The sequence below is a fragment of the Kitasatospora sp. MAP12-44 genome, assembly GCF_029892095.1.
GTDB lineage: Bacteria > Actinomycetota > Actinomycetes > Streptomycetales > Streptomycetaceae > Kitasatospora.
The window spans coordinates 8,629,096-8,646,253 of record NZ_JARZAE010000004.1 but is presented as its reverse complement, the minus strand read 5'-3'; the positions used below and the strand labels follow the sequence as shown (position 1 = coordinate 8,646,253).

The 17,158-nt window shown below is 71.9% G+C and carries 17 protein-coding genes and 5 pseudogenes; 15 read left to right on the top strand and 7 right to left on the bottom strand.

Annotation, left to right across the window (positions count from 1 at the left end):
- Positions 1-32 precede the first annotated feature (32 nt).
- Positions 33-206, bottom strand: a complete 174-nt coding sequence (locus tag P3T34_RS38850; RefSeq protein ID WP_280671432.1) for a hypothetical protein — start codon at positions 204-206, stop codon at positions 33-35.
- 141 nt (positions 207-347) lie between these two features.
- Here P3T34_RS38850 and P3T34_RS38845 point away from each other — a divergent pair, with 141 nt between their 5' ends.
- The gene (locus P3T34_RS38845) at positions 348-1,055 is read left to right on the top strand and encodes a response regulator transcription factor (protein ID WP_280671430.1); all 708 of its coding nucleotides are present in this window, start codon (positions 348-350) and stop codon (positions 1,053-1,055) included.
- Here the strand turns inward: P3T34_RS38845 and P3T34_RS38840 are convergent.
- From P3T34_RS38840 to P3T34_RS38830, 3 genes are all read right to left on the bottom strand, one after another.
- On the bottom strand, positions 1,047-2,828 hold the full coding sequence (locus P3T34_RS38840; protein WP_280671428.1) for a GAF domain-containing protein: 1,782 nt from the start codon (positions 2,826-2,828) through the stop codon (positions 1,047-1,049). The genes P3T34_RS38845 and P3T34_RS38840 overlap by 9 nt on opposite strands.
- Before the next feature lie 16 nt (positions 2,829-2,844).
- Positions 2,845-3,306: a universal stress protein gene (locus P3T34_RS38835; protein ID WP_280671426.1), complete on the bottom strand. Its 462-nt coding sequence runs from the start codon at positions 3,304-3,306 to the stop codon at positions 2,845-2,847.
- Positions 3,307-3,409: 103 nt separating this feature from the next.
- Positions 3,410-4,027 (bottom strand): TetR family transcriptional regulator, encoded by a 618-nt coding sequence (locus P3T34_RS38830; RefSeq protein WP_280671424.1) that lies wholly within the window; start codon positions 4,025-4,027, stop codon positions 3,410-3,412.
- Between the two features lie 127 nt (positions 4,028-4,154).
- Between P3T34_RS38830 and P3T34_RS38825 the strand changes: the two genes are divergently transcribed.
- The 7 genes and pseudogenes from P3T34_RS38825 (at position 4,155) to P3T34_RS38795 (ending at position 8,369) form a co-directional block, all read left to right on the top strand.
- Positions 4,155-4,892: a CocE/NonD family hydrolase gene (locus P3T34_RS38825; RefSeq protein WP_280671422.1), complete on the top strand. Its 738-nt coding sequence runs from the start codon at positions 4,155-4,157 to the stop codon at positions 4,890-4,892.
- 29 nt (positions 4,893-4,921) lie between these two features.
- Positions 4,922-5,356, top strand: a complete 435-nt coding sequence (locus tag P3T34_RS38820; protein ID WP_280671420.1) for a DUF6069 family protein — start codon at positions 4,922-4,924, stop codon at positions 5,354-5,356.
- A 224-nt stretch (positions 5,357-5,580) separates the two neighbouring features.
- Positions 5,581-5,769 (top strand): annotated as a pseudogene (locus tag P3T34_RS38815) (long-chain fatty acid--CoA ligase); the annotation flags it as partial.
- Between the two features lie 238 nt (positions 5,770-6,007).
- Positions 6,008-6,217 (top strand): BON domain-containing protein, encoded by a 210-nt coding sequence (locus P3T34_RS38810; RefSeq protein WP_280671418.1) that lies wholly within the window; start codon positions 6,008-6,010, stop codon positions 6,215-6,217.
- Positions 6,218-6,428: 211 nt separating this feature from the next.
- Positions 6,429-6,602 (top strand): annotated as a pseudogene (locus P3T34_RS38805) (CBS domain-containing protein); the annotation flags it as partial.
- 400 nt (positions 6,603-7,002) lie between these two features.
- Complete coding sequence (locus tag P3T34_RS38800) at positions 7,003-7,476, top strand: DUF5994 family protein (RefSeq protein ID WP_280671416.1); 474 nt, start codon at positions 7,003-7,005, stop codon at positions 7,474-7,476.
- A 35-nt stretch (positions 7,477-7,511) separates the two neighbouring features.
- Positions 7,512-8,369, top strand: a complete 858-nt coding sequence (locus P3T34_RS38795) for a universal stress protein (protein ID WP_280671414.1) — start codon at positions 7,512-7,514, stop codon at positions 8,367-8,369.
- A gap of 24 nt (positions 8,370-8,393) precedes the next feature.
- On the opposite strand, the gene P3T34_RS38790 is transcribed toward P3T34_RS38795, so the two are convergent.
- Complete coding sequence (locus tag P3T34_RS38790; RefSeq protein WP_280671412.1) at positions 8,394-9,080, bottom strand: pyridoxamine 5'-phosphate oxidase family protein; 687 nt, start codon at positions 9,078-9,080, stop codon at positions 8,394-8,396.
- A gap of 93 nt (positions 9,081-9,173) precedes the next feature.
- Between P3T34_RS38790 and P3T34_RS38785 the strand changes: the two genes are divergently transcribed.
- On the top strand, positions 9,174-9,563 hold the full coding sequence (locus P3T34_RS38785; protein ID WP_280671410.1) for a DUF302 domain-containing protein: 390 nt from the start codon (positions 9,174-9,176) through the stop codon (positions 9,561-9,563).
- A gap of 29 nt (positions 9,564-9,592) precedes the next feature.
- Here the strand turns inward: P3T34_RS38785 and P3T34_RS38780 are convergent, their stop codons facing one another.
- Both P3T34_RS38780 and P3T34_RS38775 read right to left on the bottom strand, forming a co-directional pair.
- Positions 9,593-10,228: a hypothetical protein gene (locus tag P3T34_RS38780; protein WP_280671408.1), complete on the bottom strand. Its 636-nt coding sequence runs from the start codon at positions 10,226-10,228 to the stop codon at positions 9,593-9,595.
- Between the two features lie 148 nt (positions 10,229-10,376).
- Positions 10,377-10,814: a universal stress protein gene (locus P3T34_RS38775; protein WP_280671406.1), complete on the bottom strand. Its 438-nt coding sequence runs from the start codon at positions 10,812-10,814 to the stop codon at positions 10,377-10,379.
- A gap of 68 nt (positions 10,815-10,882) precedes the next feature.
- Between P3T34_RS38775 and P3T34_RS38770 the strand changes: the two are divergent.
- From P3T34_RS38770 to P3T34_RS38745, 6 genes and pseudogenes are all read left to right on the top strand, one after another.
- A pseudogene (locus tag P3T34_RS38770) lies at positions 10,883-11,089 on the top strand (oleate hydratase); the annotation flags it as partial.
- A 76-nt stretch (positions 11,090-11,165) separates the two neighbouring features.
- On the top strand, positions 11,166-12,059 hold the full coding sequence (locus P3T34_RS38765) for an ABC transporter ATP-binding protein (protein WP_280671404.1): 894 nt from the start codon (positions 11,166-11,168) through the stop codon (positions 12,057-12,059).
- On the top strand, positions 12,056-13,654 hold the full coding sequence (locus P3T34_RS38760; protein ID WP_280671402.1) for an ABC transporter permease: 1,599 nt from the start codon (positions 12,056-12,058) through the stop codon (positions 13,652-13,654). The genes P3T34_RS38765 and P3T34_RS38760 overlap by 4 nt, the downstream gene beginning before the upstream one ends.
- Before the next feature lie 282 nt (positions 13,655-13,936).
- Positions 13,937-14,077 (top strand): annotated as a pseudogene (locus P3T34_RS38755) (carbamate kinase); the annotation flags it as partial.
- Between the two features lie 310 nt (positions 14,078-14,387).
- Positions 14,388-16,772, top strand: a complete 2,385-nt coding sequence (locus P3T34_RS38750) for a phosphoketolase family protein (RefSeq protein ID WP_280671400.1) — start codon at positions 14,388-14,390, stop codon at positions 16,770-16,772.
- A 66-nt stretch (positions 16,773-16,838) separates the two neighbouring features.
- A pseudogene (locus P3T34_RS38745) lies at positions 16,839-17,024 on the top strand (universal stress protein); the annotation flags it as partial.
- Positions 17,025-17,158: the final 134 nt, after the last annotated feature.

Sequence of the window (17,158 nt, the reverse complement as noted above, 5' to 3'; positions counted from 1 at the left end):
CTGGGCAGGTACGGCGTCAGTCTCGCCCGGCCTCAGGGGAACGGCACGCCGGTGCGGAGCCGAACGGCCGAGCCGCAGCTCGGCCGGTCCTGCTCCGCGGCGGCCACGTGCTGCTTCACCGCGACGCAGCTGTCGGGTGCCACGGAGATCGAGTCGATGCCGCACCGCACCACGAAGCGGGTGACGACCCCGATGAGCGGCGCCACCGGCGCAGCAGACCGTGGCCTCCTCCTGGCCGTGGCGCAGCAGCGTCGCCAACGCCCGGCGGCTCCCCTCGACGGGCCGGGCTCCGGCCTTCCCGGCACACTCGGAGATGACACTCCGGATCCGCCCCGGCGGGAGCACCCATGGACACAAGCGAAAGCTGCGACCCGCAGTCGATCCGCGTGTTCCTGCTCGACGACCACGAGGTGGTCCGGCGCGGCGTGCGGGACCTGCTGGAGGCAGAGCCGGACATCAAGGTGGTCGGCGAGGCCGGGACCTGCGCACAAGCGCTCGCCCGGGGGCCCGCGGTGCGGCCCCAGGTCGCCGTGCTGGACATCCGGCTTCCCGACGGCGACGGGATCAGTGTCTGCCGGGAGCTGCGCTCCCGGATGCCGGAGCTGCCCTGTCTGATGCTCACCTCCTTCGACGATGACGACGCGCTGCTGGACGCGATCATGGCTGGCGCCGCGGGGTACGTCCTCAAGGACGTCAAGGGCGCCGACCTGGTCACCGCGGTGCGGACCGTCGCCGCCGGGCAGTCGATGCTCGACCCGGCCACCACCGCCCACCTGATGGCGAGCCTGCGCTACCACGGCGATCCCCAAGCGGGTCCTGGGCTTGCCGACCTCACCCCCAGGGAGCAGGAGGTGCTGGCCCTGATCGGCAAGGGCGAGACCAACCGCCAGATCGGCCAGGAGCTCTACCTGGCCGAGAAGACCGTGAAGAACCACATCTCGCGCATCCTCGCCAAGCTGGGTGTCGAGCGCCGGATCCAGGCCGCGGTCATCGCCACCAGGCTTGAGCAGTCCGACGGTTCCCAGGGCACGCGCCGCCCTCGCACCTCATCCTGAGTTCCGGCCGGGCTCACCGAGGTAGGGCAGCGGCACCCGCCATTCCAGGCGTGTCCCGCCGGTCGGGGCCGCCTCGGCTCGGAAGGTCCCGCCGAGCCTCGCCGCTCGCTCGGCGAGATTGTCCAAGCCGCTGCGGCGCCCGCCGTCCGGCAGGCCGACCCCGTCGTCGGTGACGGTCAGCGCCAACTCACCCTCCACGGCCAACGCCACCTCCACCGTTCGGGCCCGCGCGTGCCGGGCGACGTTCGACAGCGCCTCCACCAGAACGGCCAGCACCTCCTCGGCCAGCGACGGAGAGACCCGCAGGTCGATCAAGCCCTGCATCCGCAGCGCCGGGACGAACCCCAGGGTGGCGGCGGCCCGTTGGACCGCGGCCACCGCGTCGGCCCGCAGGCCACTGCCGGCCGGGCCGTCCTGCCTGGTCCGCAGTCCGAAGATGGTCGACCGGATGGTCTTGACCGTGTCGTCCAGATCGTCGATGGCCCGCAGCACCCGCTCGGCGGCCTCCGGGTGCTCGATGAGCCTCACCGCGCCCTGCAGGGTCATCCCGGTCGCGAAGAGCCGCTGGATCGCCTGGTCGTGCAGGTCCCGGGCGATACGGTCGCGCTCCTCCAGCAGGGCGACCTGCTCGGAGTCCCGTCGCCGCTCGGCCAGCTCCATCGCCACCGCCGCCTGCCCCGCGAAGCCCGGCAACGGAGCACACTCCTGCGACTCGAACACCGGCCGGCCCGCCGCCCTGGCCAGCATCAGCACCCCGCGGACACCACCCTCGGTCGTGCCGATCGGGACGGCCACCGCCGGGCCCAGGCCCTCCCACCGCGGCGGACCAGCCGTGATCCTCGGGTCCCTGCTCACGTCGACGCTGGTGACCAGCCCCCCGCTGCGGACCGCTGCCCCCGCGAAGGAGCCCTCCAATGGAAGGACCAGTCGGCGGTGGGCCTCCGCCGCCAGGCCGACGGCGAACCGCACCTCGAGCTCGTGGGAGCCCGGTAGCGGCAGAGCAACCACGGTCAGATCGGCGCCGGCGATCTCACCGGCTCGGACGACCAGCAGATCCAGCACCTCCTCCTGGGAGTGCCCCGACATCAGACTGTTGGTGAGTTCGCCGGTCGCCAGCAGCCAACGCTCGCGCAACCGCGCCTGGGTGTACAGCCGGGCGTTGTCGATCGCCACCCCGGCGGCCACCGCCAGCGTCGCCAGCACCGCCTCGTCCTCGGCGTCGAACTCCCCGCCGCCGCGCTTCTCGGTGAGATAGAGGTTGCCGAAGACCTTGTCGCGCACCCGGATCGGCACCCCGAGGAAACTGTGCATCGGCGGGTGATGGGCCGGAAATCCGTAGGAGGCCGGATGCCCGGACAGCTCCGCCAGGCGCAGCGGTTCGGGATGGCGGATCAGCTCGCCCAGGAGACCGTGCCCGGCCGGCAACGGGCCGATCCGCCGGGTCTGCTCCTCGCTCAGGCCCACCGGGACGAACTGCGACAGCCACTGGTCCTCGCCGATCACTCCCAGCGCCCCGTACTCGGCATCCACCAGCGCCACCGCGGCCTCCACGATGTGCCGAAGCACCTGGCCCAGCTCCAGCTCCCGGCCCACCGACAGCACCGCCTCCAGCAGGCCGTGCACCCGGTCCCTGGTCCCCCGGGCCACGTCCAGCCTCGTCTGCGGCTCGTCCAGCAGGTCGTCGAGCTGAAGGCGTGGCACGTGCGGAGGGTCCGCCTTGGACGGACGGTCCACGGGTATCCTCCCTGCGCTCGGGGCGGGTACTGCCTTCATCTGGGCGGAGCCGACCTCAGTCGCCGCTGCCTTCCCCGGGGCCACGCACGATGACGACCGGGCAGGAGGCATGCTGCACGCAGTGCTGCCCGACCGAGCCGAGCAGGGCTCCGGCGAACCCGCCGTGACCACGGTTGCCCACGACCAGGAGGTGCGCCCCTCGGGCAGCGTCCAGCAGCACGGCGGCAGGATGTCCCCGGACCACCCGGGTGCGGATCTCCACCGGCCGATCGGGGCCGATGGCCCGGTCGATGGTCTCGACGAGGGTCTTGCCCGCGTTCTTCTCGTAGTCGAACACTTCCGCCTGCGGAGGCGTCCAGCCGTACCAGGCGGACGGGTACTCCCAGACAGCGACCGCCTCGACCACGCCGCCGATCAACCCCGCCTGGCGCACCGCCCACCACAGCGCCGCCTTCGACGGGTCCGACCCGTCGACCCCGACCACGATCCGTGGCGCAGCCATCTCGTCGTCGCTCATCGTCCACCGCCTCTGGCGCTCGGAACACCCGCTTCCCACCCTGCCCGGAGGAGCGGCGTGCAGCCACTCCAGGGCTCGTCGGCCTGCACCCGGACGGACCCGGTCAGCTCAGCGTCGAGCTGTCGCCGAGCTTCGTGGGCAGGGGGTCGGCGAGGTAGTGCTGGATGGTGGGGGCGAGGAGGTCGGTGACGGTGTCAGCGGGAAGGGTGGCGATGTCGCCGACCTGCCAGATGTAGCGGTTCATGACCAGGCCGACGATCTGGGTGGCGATGAGGCTGGCGCGCAGGCTGCGCTCGGAGTCGGTCAGGCTGTGCGAAACGGCGGCCAGGACGAGTTGGGAGAACAGCTGCCGCAGGCGTTGCATGGCGGCGGGTTCCTGGGCGGCGGTGAGGATGATGGCGCGCAGGATCTCGGCCGAGGCGGGATCCTCCCACAGGCGGAGGTTGGCCTGCACGAACGCGCGTCCGCGCTGGTGCAGGGGCTGTTCGGCGGCGGCGGCCACGGCTGCGCCGAACGCCTCGGGGGGTTCCATGACTGCTTCCAACAGTCCGGGCTTGGTGCGGAAGTAGTAGTGCACCAGGCCGGGGTCGACGCCGGCGTCCTGGGCGACCGACCGCAGTGAGGTCGCGGCGTAGCCGCGGGTGGCGATGGATCTGCGGGCGGCGGCGAGGATCTTGTCCGCCTGTTCTCCGCGTTCTCCCCGGGGACCTCGCCCAGTCACGCACTTCACCTTCCGCAGCAGGTCGTCGAGGACCTCCCTTGCCGTCCGCGACAGTTTCATCATACGCTGAAATTAATTTCCACATGCGATGAAATTAGGAGTTGGCCATGCACACATTCAAAGACGAGTGGGTCACGGCGTCCGACGGTGTCCGGATCTGCGTCGACGCTCCGGGCGCCCGCCGCGCGCGGAATCCGAATGGCCACCCCGGCGCGCCGAGCCGACCGCGCTCTACCTGAGCCCCGATCCCGCGCACGCCGTCGGCTCACTCAACGACGGCAGCCTCACCAGCACGGCGCCCAACCGGCCGGCCGGGCAGCCGACCGCCTACGACTACCCCAACCCCGAGTGGACGGTGGGCACCACCGTGATCACCGACGGCATCCCACAGCCCACCCGCGGCATCCTCACCTTCACCACCCCGCCGCTGGAGCGCGACACCGAGGTCACCGGGAAGATCACCCTCGTGCTGTACGCGGAGTCCGACCAGAGCGACACCGACTTCCACGTCAAGCTCTCCGAGCAGAAGGCCGTCCCGAAGCTCAAGCAGACCCTCATGCGCAGGGTCGCCAAGAACGTACCGCCGCCCTCCGCGACGGTCACCCGCGGCTGGCTGAAGGCCTCCCACCTCACCCACCCGCCCCAGCCGATCGAGCCGGGAACCGTCGTCCGCTACGAGATCGAGGTCTGGCCGACCTCCTACCTGTTCCCCAAGGGCAGCCGCATCCGCCTGGAGATCGCCAACGGCGACTCCCCGGTCGCCGACGGCCTGTTCCACCACTACTACGGCCACCAGCTGGGCCGCGACCTCATCCACCACGACGCCGACCACCCTTCCCACATCATCCTGCCCCTCATCCACTGACCCCCTACACCTCCCACGGAGCAGTCAACATGGCCACCACACCGTCGAGAACCCCTCGCCCTCCCAAGACCGCCGGCTGGGCGGTCCGACCGGCCGCCATCGGCATCGGTCTCCTCGCGAACCTCGCGTACGTGCTCGTCCTCACCGACATCGCCGGCTACGACCTCAGGACTCCCGCCGTGTTCGGCCAGCCGGCCCAGTCCATCCTGATCAGCCTGGTGATCGCCAGCTCCGTCGTCCCGCCGCTGCTCGGCTGGGGACTCCTGGAACTGCTGGAACGACGAGCCCCACGGCGCGCCACCGCCATCTGGGCGACGCTCGCCGTTCTGGTGCTCGTCGGCGGTCTCCCCTACAACGGGGCCGGCGTCACACCGTCCGACCAGCTCCTGCTGGCTCTGCTGCACCTCATCATCGGTGCGGCGGTGATTCCCGCCTTCGTGATCACGTCACTGCGCCGATCCTGACGCCAGCTCAGGCGCCCGAGGAGCTCGTGGTGCCATCACCGGCGCCGCCAACGACGCCCCGGCCTCCCCTCCTCCCCACCTGGCCCGCCCCACGCGCCGCCGCACCTCCCCCGGAGACCGTCATGACCATGCCCTACCTCGCCCAACGAGACCAGCAGCAGACCCTGGAATGGCTCCACGGCGAGCTGTTCACGGTCCTGCTCGACAGCCAGGCCACCGAAGGAAAGGTCGCAGCGGTGGTGGTCCTCAAACCCGAAGCGCACGCCACCGCCGAGGAGATCCGCGACCACGTGAAGGCACAGGTCGCCGCCTACAAGTACCCGCGGGTCGTCACGCTCACCGAGGCACTCCCCAAGGGACCGACCGGCAAGATCCTCAAACGGGAGATCGTCATCACCCCGACCGAGTCCTGACGGTGGCCGTCCACGCAGAAGCCAGGTTGCCCGATAGCCGGACAGGGACCGATCGGCCCTGGCCGGGGCGGCTGCGCGGGCGCAGTCTGGGAGCAGGAGGGCGCTCCTGCTCTCGGCAGGGATCCACACCCAGGAGGCGTGAGGGCCATGCAGCACCGTACCGTCCACGACGTGATGACCCAGGGGGTCGTCACCGCCCGGCCCGACACCCCCTTCAAGGTGAGGCCGGACGGCTGCGGTGGAGGTCACCGTGCACGACGGTGTCGTCACCCTGGCCGGCCGCGTCGAGCAGAAGAGCCTGATCCCGATCGTCGAACGGCTCTGCCGATCGGTCGACGGCGTCGTCGCCGTCCACCACACCCTGGGCTACGTCACCGACGACACCGACCTCGAGCTCGGAAAGCCCCTCCTCCACGGCGTGGTCGGCCCCCATACACCCCATCAGTGACGCCGCGGTCGCCACCGCGGACCGGCTCGCAGACCGCCTGGGAATGAGCTGCGCCGACCTCGGGACTTTCGGGCCCGGGTGAACGCCCCGACCGGCCCTTCGCGAACGTCCCCGTCACGAGGACCGTCGAAGGTGAGCGAACCACTCCGGGCACCGGCCAGTACGCCGATCGGCGTGCAGGACCCGGTGATCGGCCGTCGAGGAGGACACCATGAAGCATCCGCACACCGTCGGCGACGTCATGACCCACGCCGTGATCGCGGTGGGCCGCGACGCACCGTTCCAGGAGATCGTGGAGAACCTGCGCCAGTGGCGGATCAGCGCGCTGCCGGTCCTGGCCGGCGACGGACGCGTCGTCGGCGTGGTCTCCGAGGCCGACCTGCTGGCCCGATCCGTGCCCGGAGTCGTGGACGTACAGACCCTCATCAGCATCGGGCCGGCCCCGGGCACCGACAGCGATGCCGCTGCGGCCACCCGCAGCAGCGGAGCTGTCCGGTGAGGGGTCTATGCGGCCACCGCCGAGCACCGTCGGCAAGCACCCTGACCAGGCCGGACTGGCCCGTCCGGCAACCGACGGGGACCGGACGGCCCAAGCCCGGCAGGGCGCCGGCAGGGCACGCTGGAAGCGATCCGCCCGGATCATCCACTCCCCGCCGCCCGGTCGCGCAGACGCTGGACCTGAGCACCCTCCGGAACATGACGGAGCGAGCAGAACCATGAACCATCGCACGGGCCAAACGCAGTGCCCTCCGCTACTCCGACTCAATCCCTAGGCAGGTACAGAGATGACTACTTCCTTCGAATCCGCGACCGCCCAGCCGCCGGCCCTGCCCGCCCGGGTCTCGCTGACACCCGCCGGCGCCTCCCCCGGGAGACTGGATGGGGCCTGGTGGCCGCGCTCGCACGACCTCGTCCACGAACTCCCGGCGCTCGCAGCGGAGATGGACCCCCGGTGGGGACGGATCATCCGCGTCACCGTGAACCCGACCCACTGGCCGGTCATTCCCCGCGAGGTCCCGGTCACCGGCCACCTCATCCAACTCGGCTGGTTCGAACAGGAGCAGGACGCGGACGAGGTGATGGTCTGCTCCTTCGTCCCACGACGCCTGGAACTGCTGGTGATTCCCCCCGAGACCGAGGCATCCGTCGCCGAGCGCCTGATGGCGGCCGCAGCGGACCCGGCCAACACCCGCACCGGCACCGCCCTGCTGGCAGCCTACGGCGCGCCCACGGCTGGGAGGCCGACTGGTCGGGGGTGACACCCGCCCTGGTGTACTGAGTCTTAGGAAATCCGATGAGACACCCGGTCATCGTGGGAATCGACGGTACGGACGCCAGCCACGACGCGGTCGGTTGGGCCGCGGAGGAGGCCCGTCTGCGTGGCGTCCCCCTGCACGTCCTGCACGCCTGGCTCGGCGAGACCCTGAACGCGCCGGCCGGGCAGGTGACCCGGCAGACCCGCGACACCGGCGAGGAAGCCCTCGAAGCGGCCCGCGAACAGGCCCGCATGTACAGCCCGGGTCTGGAGGTCACCACCGAGCTGGTGGACGACTACGCCCGCGAAGCTCTGTTCGCCGCATCGGAAGAGGCGGACCTGCTGGTCCTCGGAACCCGCGGCTCCGGCGGGTTCTCGCGCCTGCTGGTCGGCTCGACGAGCCTGCACCTGTCCGCCCACGCCCTGTGCCCGGTCGTCGTGGTCCACCCGCGAGACGCCCGGTCGACTCCCGGCGGCGTCCTGGTGGGCGTGGACGGAGAGCAGGGCGGCAAGGGCGTGCTCGCCTTCGCCTTCGAGGCCGCAAGGAGGAGGAATCTGCCGCTGCAGGCCGTGCACGCCTGGAACTATCCCCTGGTCAACGGGCCGGGCCACACCTTTCCCGCCGTGTACGAGGAAGAGCACGTCGCAGCCGAGCGGGAGCGGCTGCTCGCCGAGGCACTTGCGGGGACACAGGAGAAGTACCCCGACGTGGAGGTGGCGGCGATCGCCGTGCGCTCCGGCGCGGCGAAGCTGCTGGTGACGCTCTCCGAAGCCCACCAGCTGGTCGTGGTCGGGCGCCACGGGGCGGTACGCGGGCCCCTGCGGCGTCTGGGCTCGGTGAGCCAAGCGGTCGTACAGCACGTGCAGTGCCCGGTCGCGGTAGTGCCAGTGGGGTGAGCGCACCTGGCGGCCGTGACGCGCTCAGGCCGGGCGAATGGTCCGGCCGGTGACGCGGGTCGGGTTGATCCGCACCCAGAGGTCACGCCTGCCGCCCGCCCAGGGCTCCACCGCGGACTGCTCCATCAGGCGCTGGACTGCTGCGGGCTCGGTGACGTGCTCGACCGTTCCGACGACCACAACGCTCCACCCCCGGCTGCGGGCCTCATCGATCTGGTCCACCTCGAAGGCCACCTCGCCGCCCGGCTCGGCCGCGGTCACGGTGCCGGGGGCCGTGCGGTAGACGACAGTTCCGCCGAGGACGGTGTAGTTGACCGGGACGATGGCGGGCCCGTCGGGCGTGCACATCGCCAGGCGGCCGACCCCGTGCGTGCCGAGCCGGTCGCGGGACTCCTCGGGACCCAGCTTCCACAGCGCCTGCCCGGATGCCGCGTGGCCCCGCCCGGGCGGACCGTCACTGCTGCCCTCCAGCAGCTCCTGCGGCGTCGTCTCCAGAGCTGCTGCCAGTCGGTGCAGGCCGACACTGTCGAAGTCGCCACCGAGTTCCTCCAGCAGCTGGAGGTAGCGGGGCGCCATGTCGGCACGAGTGGCCAGCTGCTCGTGGCTGAGTCCGAGCTGTCGGCGGCGCTGCGCCACCCGCTGGGCAAACCCGCCCTGGCGGCCCACGGTCGAACTGCCGGACCCGTCGGACGGCGTGATGTCCTCGCTCACGACCGATCACCTCCTCCCACCGAGCATGACACCGGCGGCGCAGAGAGGCTGTCCGGGCCACCATGGAGGGGCCCCTCAGCATCGGAGACCACCATGGACTACGGACTCAGTGTCTGGCTCGACCTCCCGTTCGCAGACGCGGTCGAACGCGTGCGAGCCGCACTGGCCGCAGAGGGTTTCGGCATCCTGACCGAGATCGACGTCCAGGCGACGCTTCGCGCCAAACTCGGGGAGGAGATGGAGGACTACCTGATCCTCGGCGCCTGCAACCCCCCGCTCGCGCACCGCGCCCTCGGCGTCGACCGCCGGATCGGCGTGCTGCTGCCGTGCAACGTGGTCGTCCGCACTGCCGACGGCGGCACCGTGGTGGAGGCCATGGACCCGCAGGTGATGGTGCGGATCACCGATCGAGCGGAGCTTACGCCGGTCGCGGACGAGGCGACGGCCCGGCTGCGTGCCGCGCTGGACACCCTGCACGACTGACGTCGACTTCGACGGCGGTGCCAGGGCCTTCAGCGTTCACCGTTGCCCGGGCGGCGGCTGCGCCCGGACCAGAACGGCTCGACCTGCTGCCAGCCGCGCTCCCAACCGCACTCGGCCCGCCGGTCGAGCGCCCGGCGGCGGACGGCGTAGCCGGCCCACACCGCTGCACCTGTCACGGCCAAGGCGCCGAGCCCGTACGTTCCGGCAGTCGTCTCCAGCCGACCGTCGGATTGCGGCGGCGCTGCCGGATTCCCGCTGTCGTCGACCCAGAGCGATATCCGAACCCCCGACGCCGTTCCGGGCGGTACCGGGACGACGCCGATCCGGTGGCCGGTCCGCGGGTAGTCCCAGGCCGCCTTCGCCGAGGTGGCGGTCGACGCCGGGTTGTCGCCTACGGCGGCCAGCGTGGTGGCGGTCACCTGGTGGCGGTGCTGGGCGGTTTGGTGGGCGTGCGCCAGCATGCCGTCCAGCTGGGCCAAGGCGAGCAACGTACTGATGGCCACGCAGAGCGCCAGGGTCACCGTGACGGTGAGCAGCAGCCGGCTTCGGGCCCGGTCGACCGGGCGGCAGAGCGGGTTGCGGTCCTGCCCGACGGCGCGCCGCAGCTGGCGCGAGAGAAGCGTGTGTGAGTACGGGTGCCGGTGCGAGACAGATGCGGCGGGCATGGCGCGCCTCCTCGGTGCTGCGCGGTTCCTGCGGCTCTGCCCTCAGTCTGTTGTGCCGGCCTGTGCGGTCCCTAGGGTCCAGCGGTACCGGAAGGTGGGCCGGTGGGCCCACCCCCCGGTACCGCTCGTACGGCCCCGCTCGGCCCGCTCAGCCCTCCCGCACGATGACCACCGGGCAGGGGGCATGCAACGCGCAGCGCTCGCTCACGGAGCCGAGCAGTGCCCGCGCGAAGGTGCCGTGACCCCGGCTTCCCACGACCAGGAGCTCGGCGCCGCGGGCCGCGTCGATCAGCACGTCGGCCGGGTTCCCGGGGACCAGCCGCCGCCGCACCTCCACCGGTTGCCCATCGCCGAGCACCTCGGCGAGCTCTTGATCGAACTTCCGGCGGGCGACCCCCTCATCGAGGTCCGGGGCGATCACGGGCGCTGACCAGCCGTACGCCACCAGCGTCTCCCACGCACCGACAGCGTCCACAGTCCCCCCGATCAGCTGCGCGTGGCGGATCGCCCACCGCAGAGCCGCGTACGACGACGGCGAGCCGTCGACACCCACCACAACCCGCGGTGCCGCCTCGTTCCCGGTCATCCCAGCTCACCTCACCGTCGCTACCGAACCCCTTCATCCCCCACGCTGCTCCCATTCCGCCCGACCGGCCAGCAGAGGCCTCGGCCCTCGCCTTCATCGGCCAGTTCGCCGAGGTCCCCGACGACGTCGTCTTCACCGTCGAGTACTCGGTGCGTACCGCCTGGACCGCCGTCGCGCAGCTGCTGAAGCTCGACAGGCAGCCGCCGCCCGTCTACAAGGGCCAACACGACCCGCGCGTCCTGGTGCACGCCCTGCAGACCATGCACCGCCGGTAACCCCGCGATCCGCTCCTGTGCCCGAATCTGTGCGGTTCGCTTCACGAACCGGCGCGAAGAGAGGAACCTCGGCGTCATGACAGCAGCAATCTCGGTCTCCGGACTGGTGAAGACCTTCGGCCGCACCCGCGCCCTCGACGGCCTGGAGCTGACCGTCGCCCAGGGCGAGGTGCACGGCTTCCTCGGGCCGAACGGCTCGGGGAAGTCCACCACCATCCGGGTCCTGCTGGGCCTGCTGCGCCGCGACTCGGGCACCGCACGGCTGCTGGGCGGCGACCCCTGGCACGACGCCGTCACGCTGCACCGCCGACTGGCGTACGTGCCCGGCGACGTCACGCTGTGGCGCAACCTGTCCGGCGGCGAGGCGATCGACCTGCTCGGGCGGCTGCGCGGCGGCCTGGACGCGGGCCGCCGCACCGAGTTGCTGGAGCGCTTCGAGCTGGACCCGACGAAGAAGGGCCGCGCCTACTCCAAGGGCAACCGGCAGAAGGTCGCCCTGGTCGCCGCGCTGGCCTCCGAGGCCGAACTGCTGATCCTGGACGAACCGACCTCCGGACTCGACCCGCTGATGGAGGAGGTCTTCCGCCGGTGCGTCAGCGAGGAGCGCGACCGCGGCCGGACCGTCCTGCTCTCCAGCCACATCCTGTCCGAGGTCGAGGCTCTGTGCGACCGGGTCAGCATCATCCGGGCCGGGCGCACCGTCGAGACCGGCTCACTCACCGAACTGCGCCACCTCACCCGGACCGCCGTCAGCGCCGAACTCGCCGCCGATCCCACCGGATTGGAGAGCCTGCCCGGCGTCCACGACCTGGTGGTCGACGGCAACCGGGTGCGCTGCCAGGTGGACGCCGAGCACCTGGACGCGCTGCTGCGCGCGTTCGGCCGCAGCGGCGTGCGCAGCCTCACCAGCCGCCCGCCGACGCTGGAGGAGCTCTTCCTGCGCCACTACGCGACCGAGGTGACGGCGTGACGGCCCTGACCGGCACCGGCCCGCTGCTGCGGCTCGCCCTACGCCGCGACCGGATCACGCTGCCGGTCTGGGTCTACCTGCTCACCGCGTCGGTCGCCTCCACCACGTACTCGTTCAAGAAGCTCTACGGCACGGCTGCTTCGCGCGATCAGCTCGCCGCGAGCCTGGCGGGCAACGGCTCGTTGCGGGCGCTGTACGGTCCGCTCGGCGACAGCAGCATCGGCGGCATCACGGTGTGGCGGATCGGCGTCACCGGTGCCGCGCTCGCGGCGGCCATGAGCATCCTGCTGGTCGTGCGGCACACTCGGGCCCAGGAGGAGGACGGCCGGCTGGAGCTGATCGGCGCGGGCGCCGTCGCCCGGCCCGCACCGCTGACCGCCGCGCTGGCCGCCGCCGCCCTCGCGAACGGGCTTCTCGCCCTGCTGACGACGGCCTCGCTGGTCGCCCTCGGGCAGCCGCTCGCCGGGTCGCTCGCCTTCGGCTGCTCGCTGGCGGTCTGCGGCCTGGTCTTCGCCGGCGTCGCGTCCGTCACCGCGCAACTGGCCGAGACCGGGCGGGCGGCGAACAGCCTGGCCGGCGCCGCCCTCGGCCTGGCGTACGTGCTGCGCGCGGCCGCCGACGCGTCCACCGTCCACGGGCCGGGCGCGTTGAACTGGCTCTCCCCGATCGGCTGGAGCGAGCAGGTCCAGCCGTACGGCGCCGACCGGTGGTGGGTGCTGCTGCTCTCGCTCGCGGTGGCAGGGCTGCTGGCCGGCGTGGCCTACACGCTGGTCGGCAGGCGGGACCTGGGGTCGGGGCTGCTGCCGCAACGGCCCGGCCCGGCCACTGCGGCGCGCACGCTGCGCACGCCGTTCGCGCTGGCCGTGCGGCTGCAGCGCGGCACGCTGGCCGGGTGGTGCGCGGCCTTCGCGGTGGCCGGTGGCGTGTTCGGCGCCATCGCCAAGGGGATCGTGGACCTGGTCGGCGGCAACCGCCCGGTGGCGGACGTGCTGCGGCGGATGGGCGGTCAGCACGGCGTCGCCGACGCGTACCTGTCCAGCATCATGGGCGTGCTCGGGATGCTCGCGGCCGTCTACGCCGTGCAGTGCGTGCTGCGGCTGCGTGCCGAGGAGACCGAAGGCCGCGCGGAACCGGTGCTGGCCGGCCCGGTGTCCCGGCTCAGCTGGGCAGCCGGGCACCTGCTCTTCCCCCTGCTCGGCAGCGCAGCTCTGCTGACGTGCGGCGGGCTCGCTGCCGGTGCGGCTGAGCACGCGACGCTCGGCGACCAGGCCGGATCGGTCGCCGAACTGCTCAGCGGTGCGCTGGTCCAGCTGCCGGCCGTCTGGCTGACGGCCGCCGCCACCGTCCTGCTCTTCGGCCTGGCGCCCCGGTGGACCTCGGCGGGCTGGGGCGTCCTCGCCGCCTTCGTGCTGATCGGCTGGCTCGGCCCCGCCCTGCAGGCGGACCAGTGGGTGCTCGACCTCTCCCCCTTCACCCACACCCCGCACCTGCCTGGTGGCACCTTCGCCGCCCAACCCCTGCTCTGGCTCACCCTCCTGACCGCCACCCTCACCGCAGCGGGGCTTACCGGGCTCCGCCACCGCGACCTCGGCTGACAATCGAGCCCCAGAGCGGATCCACGCCCGACCGCCACCGCGGCGCGGGCTCTGGCGGTGGCCCGGGCGGGGCTCGGGTTCGTGTTCCTCTGGGCGTTCTTCGACAAGGCGTTCGGGTGGGGCTACGCCACGTCGAGCAGTGGTGCGTGGGTCAACGGCGGCTCACCCATGAAGGGGTAGCGAGCTGGTGGTCGGGTTGTGTGAATAGGTGAGGAGTAGCTCGATCGGGTGAGCTTCGGGTAGAGAGGTGTGGGGCGGTCCCGCTGGTCGGTTAGCGTCGGTGGTGCGATCTGGCCCAAGGCCGACGCGGTTGCCACCTTCGTGGAACGCACCGGCGGCCTGGCCGCCATCGGCCCACTGGACGACGCCCTCGGCATCCTGCTCGGCACCACCGTCCGCCCCACCGCCCATGGTGGGCGGTGAAGCGAACGCCCCAACGGCCACAAGGGGCGCGAGGAAGACGTCAACCGGTACTGGTCCCCGCTCACCACCGGGGTGATCCCGCCCGCCGTGAGCACCCGGACGTCGACCGTGCCGGTGCCGGCCGGAGCCGTCGCCACCGCTCGCGCCCGTTCGGCCGTAGTAGGGGGCCGTTCGGCCCACCGCCCGCGCGGCCGTCGGCCCCGACCGGCCCTGTCCCCGGCCCTCGCCGCAGAGGACGGTATAGGACAGAGCGAAACCGCCGTACACACCCCGCACCGCGCCGCCCGCCGGACCCGAGGAGACCGTTCCCATGCGCGAGACCGCCCCTTCGACCACCGCCCCGCTACCCGACCAGGAACTGCGGGAGCTGGACGCCCACTGGCGGGCCGCCAACTACCTGGCGGTCGGCCAGATCTACCTGCTCGACAACGCACTGCTGCGCGAGCCGCTGCTCCCCGACCACATCAAGCCCCGCCTGCTCGGCCACTGGGGTACCTCCCCCGGGCTGAACCTGGTGCACACCCACGTCAACCGGGTGGTCAAGCAGCGCGGCCTGGACGCGATCTGCGTCTGGGGCCCGGGCCACGGCGGGCCGGCCGTCCTGGCCAACTCCTGGTTGGAGGGCAGCTACACCGACACCTACCCGGACATCACCCGCGACGCCGACGGCATGGCCCGGCTGTTCAAGCAGTTCTCCTTCCCCGGCGGAGTGCCCAGCCACGTCGCCCCCGAGACACCCGGCTCGATCCACGAGGGCGGGGAGCTGGGCTACTCGCTCTCCCACGCCTACGGCGCAGCGCTCGACAACCCCGGCCTGCTGGTCGCCTGCGTGGTCGGTGACGGCGAGGCCGAGACCGGACCGCTGGCCACCGCCTGGCACAGCAACAAGTTCCTCGACCCGGTGCACGACGGCGCCGTGCTGCCGATCCTGCACCTCAACGGCTACAAGATCGCCAACCCCACCGTCCTCGCCCGACTGCCCGAGGAAGAACTGGACGCCCTGCTGCGCGGCTACGGCCACGACCCGATCCACGTCACCGGCCACGACCCCCTCGCGGTCCACCAGTTGATGGCCGACGCGATGGACACCGCCGTCGACCGGATCACCGCCCTCCAGCAGGCCGCCCGAGTGCAGAGCGATACCAGCCGCCCGCACTGGCCGATGATCGTCCTGCGCACCCCCAAGGGCTGGACCGGCCCGGCGGAAGTCGACGGCCTGCCGGTGGAAGGGACTTGGCGCGCCCACCAGGTCCCGCTGGACCAGGTACGCGAGAACCCCGAGCACCTGGCCCAACTCTCCGCCTGGCTACGCTCCTACCGCCCCGAGGAACTCTTCGACGAGCACGGCCGCCCGACCCCGCAGGTGCTGGCCTGCATCCCCGAGGGCCGGCGCCGGATCGGGGCCAACCCGCACGCCAACGGCGGCCTGCTGCTGCACGAGCTCCCAATCCCCCCGCTGGAGCACTACGCCGTCCCCGTAGACAAGCCCGGCTCCACCCTGCACGAGCCCACCCGGGTCCTGGGCGACCTGCTGGCGCAGATCATGGCGGACACCGCCGAGCGCCGCGACTTCCGGATCGTCGGCCCCGACGAGACCGCCTCCAACCGCCTCCAAGCCGTCTACTCCGCCACCGGCAAGGCCTGGCAGGCCGAGGTGCTGGCGACCGACGAACACCTCGCCCACGACGGCCGGGTGATGGAGATCCTCTCCGAACACACCTGCCAAGGCTGGCTGGAGGGCTACCTGCTGACCGGCCGGCACGGCCTCTTCTCCTGCTACGAGGCGTTCGTCCACATCGTCGACTCGATGGTCAGCCAGCACATCAAGTGGCTGCGCACCACCCGGAAGATCCCCTGGCGCGCACCGATCGCCTCTCTCAACTACCTGCTCACCTCGCACGTCTGGCGCCAGGACCACAACGGCTTCTCCCACCAGGACCCCGGCTTCGTGGACCACGTGCTCAACAAGAGCCCCGAAGCCGTCCGGGTCTACTTCCCACCGGACACCAACACCCTGCTCGCGGTGGCCGACCACGTCCTGCGCAGCCGCGACTACGTCAACGTCGTGGTGGCCGGCAAGCAGCCCTGCTTCGACTGGCTCACCCTGGAGGAAGCCCGCGCGCACTGCTCGCGCGGCGCCGGCATCTGGCCCTGGGCCGGCACCGACGACGGCAGCCGCGAGCCGGACGCCGTGCTCGCCTGCGCGGGCGACGTCCCCACCCAGGAGGTGCTGGCCGCCTCCGACCTGCTGCGCGAGCATCTGCCGGAACTGGCCGTCCGGGTCGTCAACGTGGTCGACATCGCCCGCCTGATGCCCGCCGAGGAGCACCCGCACGGCATGCCCGACTCGGAGTTCGACGCGCTCTTCACCCGCGACAAGCCGGTGATCTTCGCCTACCACGGATACCCCTGGCTGATCCACCGCCTCGCCTACCGCCGCACCGTCCACCCGCACCTGCACGTGCGCGGGTACAAGGAGTCCGGCACCACCACCACACCCTTCGACATGGTCGTGCGCAACGACCTCGACCGCTACCGCCTGGTCATGGACGTCATCGACCGGGTCCCCGGCCTCGCCCTCCGTGCCACCGCCGTCCGCCAGCAGATGGCCGACGTCAGGATCCGCCACGAGGCCTGGATCCGCGAACACGGCACCGACCTGCCCGAAGTCACCGACTGGACCTGGCACGGCTGACCAGCTCACGACTCGCCGGGCCCGGCGGCACCGCTTCCCCCTGCAACCCGACGGAGGTCGACCACCATGTACTTACCAGTCGTCGTCGGAGTCGACGGCTCACCGGACGCTCTGGCAGCCGCCGCCTGGGCCGCACGCGAGGCGGCGGCCCGCCACCGCCCGCTGCGCATCGTGCACGCCGTGGCCCTGATGCCGCACCTGCTGCCCAGTTCTCCGCGTCCGGTCGCCGTCGTGCCCGGGCAGGCCGAGCGAGCCACCTGAGCGACGCACCGGCTCACGGTGCGTTCGAGAAGGTCACGGCACTGATCAACTTGTCCAGAACCGTCTCCGGCGGCAGCCGTGGCCTGCGCCGGTACGTACGACGAAGCTCCGATGGAACGGGGTGA

What these genes read in the sequence shown, in the direction of transcription:
- P3T34_RS38845 (WP_280671430.1), top strand. Translation starts at nt 348, where the DNA reads ATGGACACAAGCGAAAGCTGCGACCCGCAGTCGATCCGCGTGTTCCTG.
- P3T34_RS38795 (WP_280671414.1), top strand. Translation starts at nt 7,512, where the DNA reads ATGAGACACCCGGTCATCGTGGGAATCGACGGTACGGACGCCAGCCAC.
- P3T34_RS38765 (WP_280671404.1), top strand. Translation starts at nt 11,166, where the DNA reads ATGACAGCAGCAATCTCGGTCTCCGGACTGGTGAAGACCTTCGGCCGC.
- P3T34_RS38840 (WP_280671428.1), bottom strand. Translation starts at nt 2,828, where the DNA reads ATGAAGGCAGTACCCGCCCCGAGCGCAGGGAGGATACCCGTGGACCGT.
- P3T34_RS38785 (WP_280671410.1), top strand. Translation starts at nt 9,174, where the DNA reads ATGGACTACGGACTCAGTGTCTGGCTCGACCTCCCGTTCGCAGACGCG.
- P3T34_RS38750 (WP_280671400.1), top strand. Translation starts at nt 14,388, where the DNA reads ATGCGCGAGACCGCCCCTTCGACCACCGCCCCGCTACCCGACCAGGAA.
- P3T34_RS38800 (WP_280671416.1), top strand. Translation starts at nt 7,003, where the DNA reads ATGACTACTTCCTTCGAATCCGCGACCGCCCAGCCGCCGGCCCTGCCC.
- P3T34_RS38775 (WP_280671406.1), bottom strand. Translation starts at nt 10,814, where the DNA reads ATGACCGGGAACGAGGCGGCACCGCGGGTTGTGGTGGGTGTCGACGGC.
- P3T34_RS38780 (WP_280671408.1), bottom strand. Translation starts at nt 10,228, where the DNA reads ATGCCCGCCGCATCTGTCTCGCACCGGCACCCGTACTCACACACGCTT.
- P3T34_RS38835 (WP_280671426.1), bottom strand. Translation starts at nt 3,306, where the DNA reads ATGAGCGACGACGAGATGGCTGCGCCACGGATCGTGGTCGGGGTCGAC.
- P3T34_RS38820 (WP_280671420.1), top strand. Translation starts at nt 4,922, where the DNA reads ATGGCCACCACACCGTCGAGAACCCCTCGCCCTCCCAAGACCGCCGGC.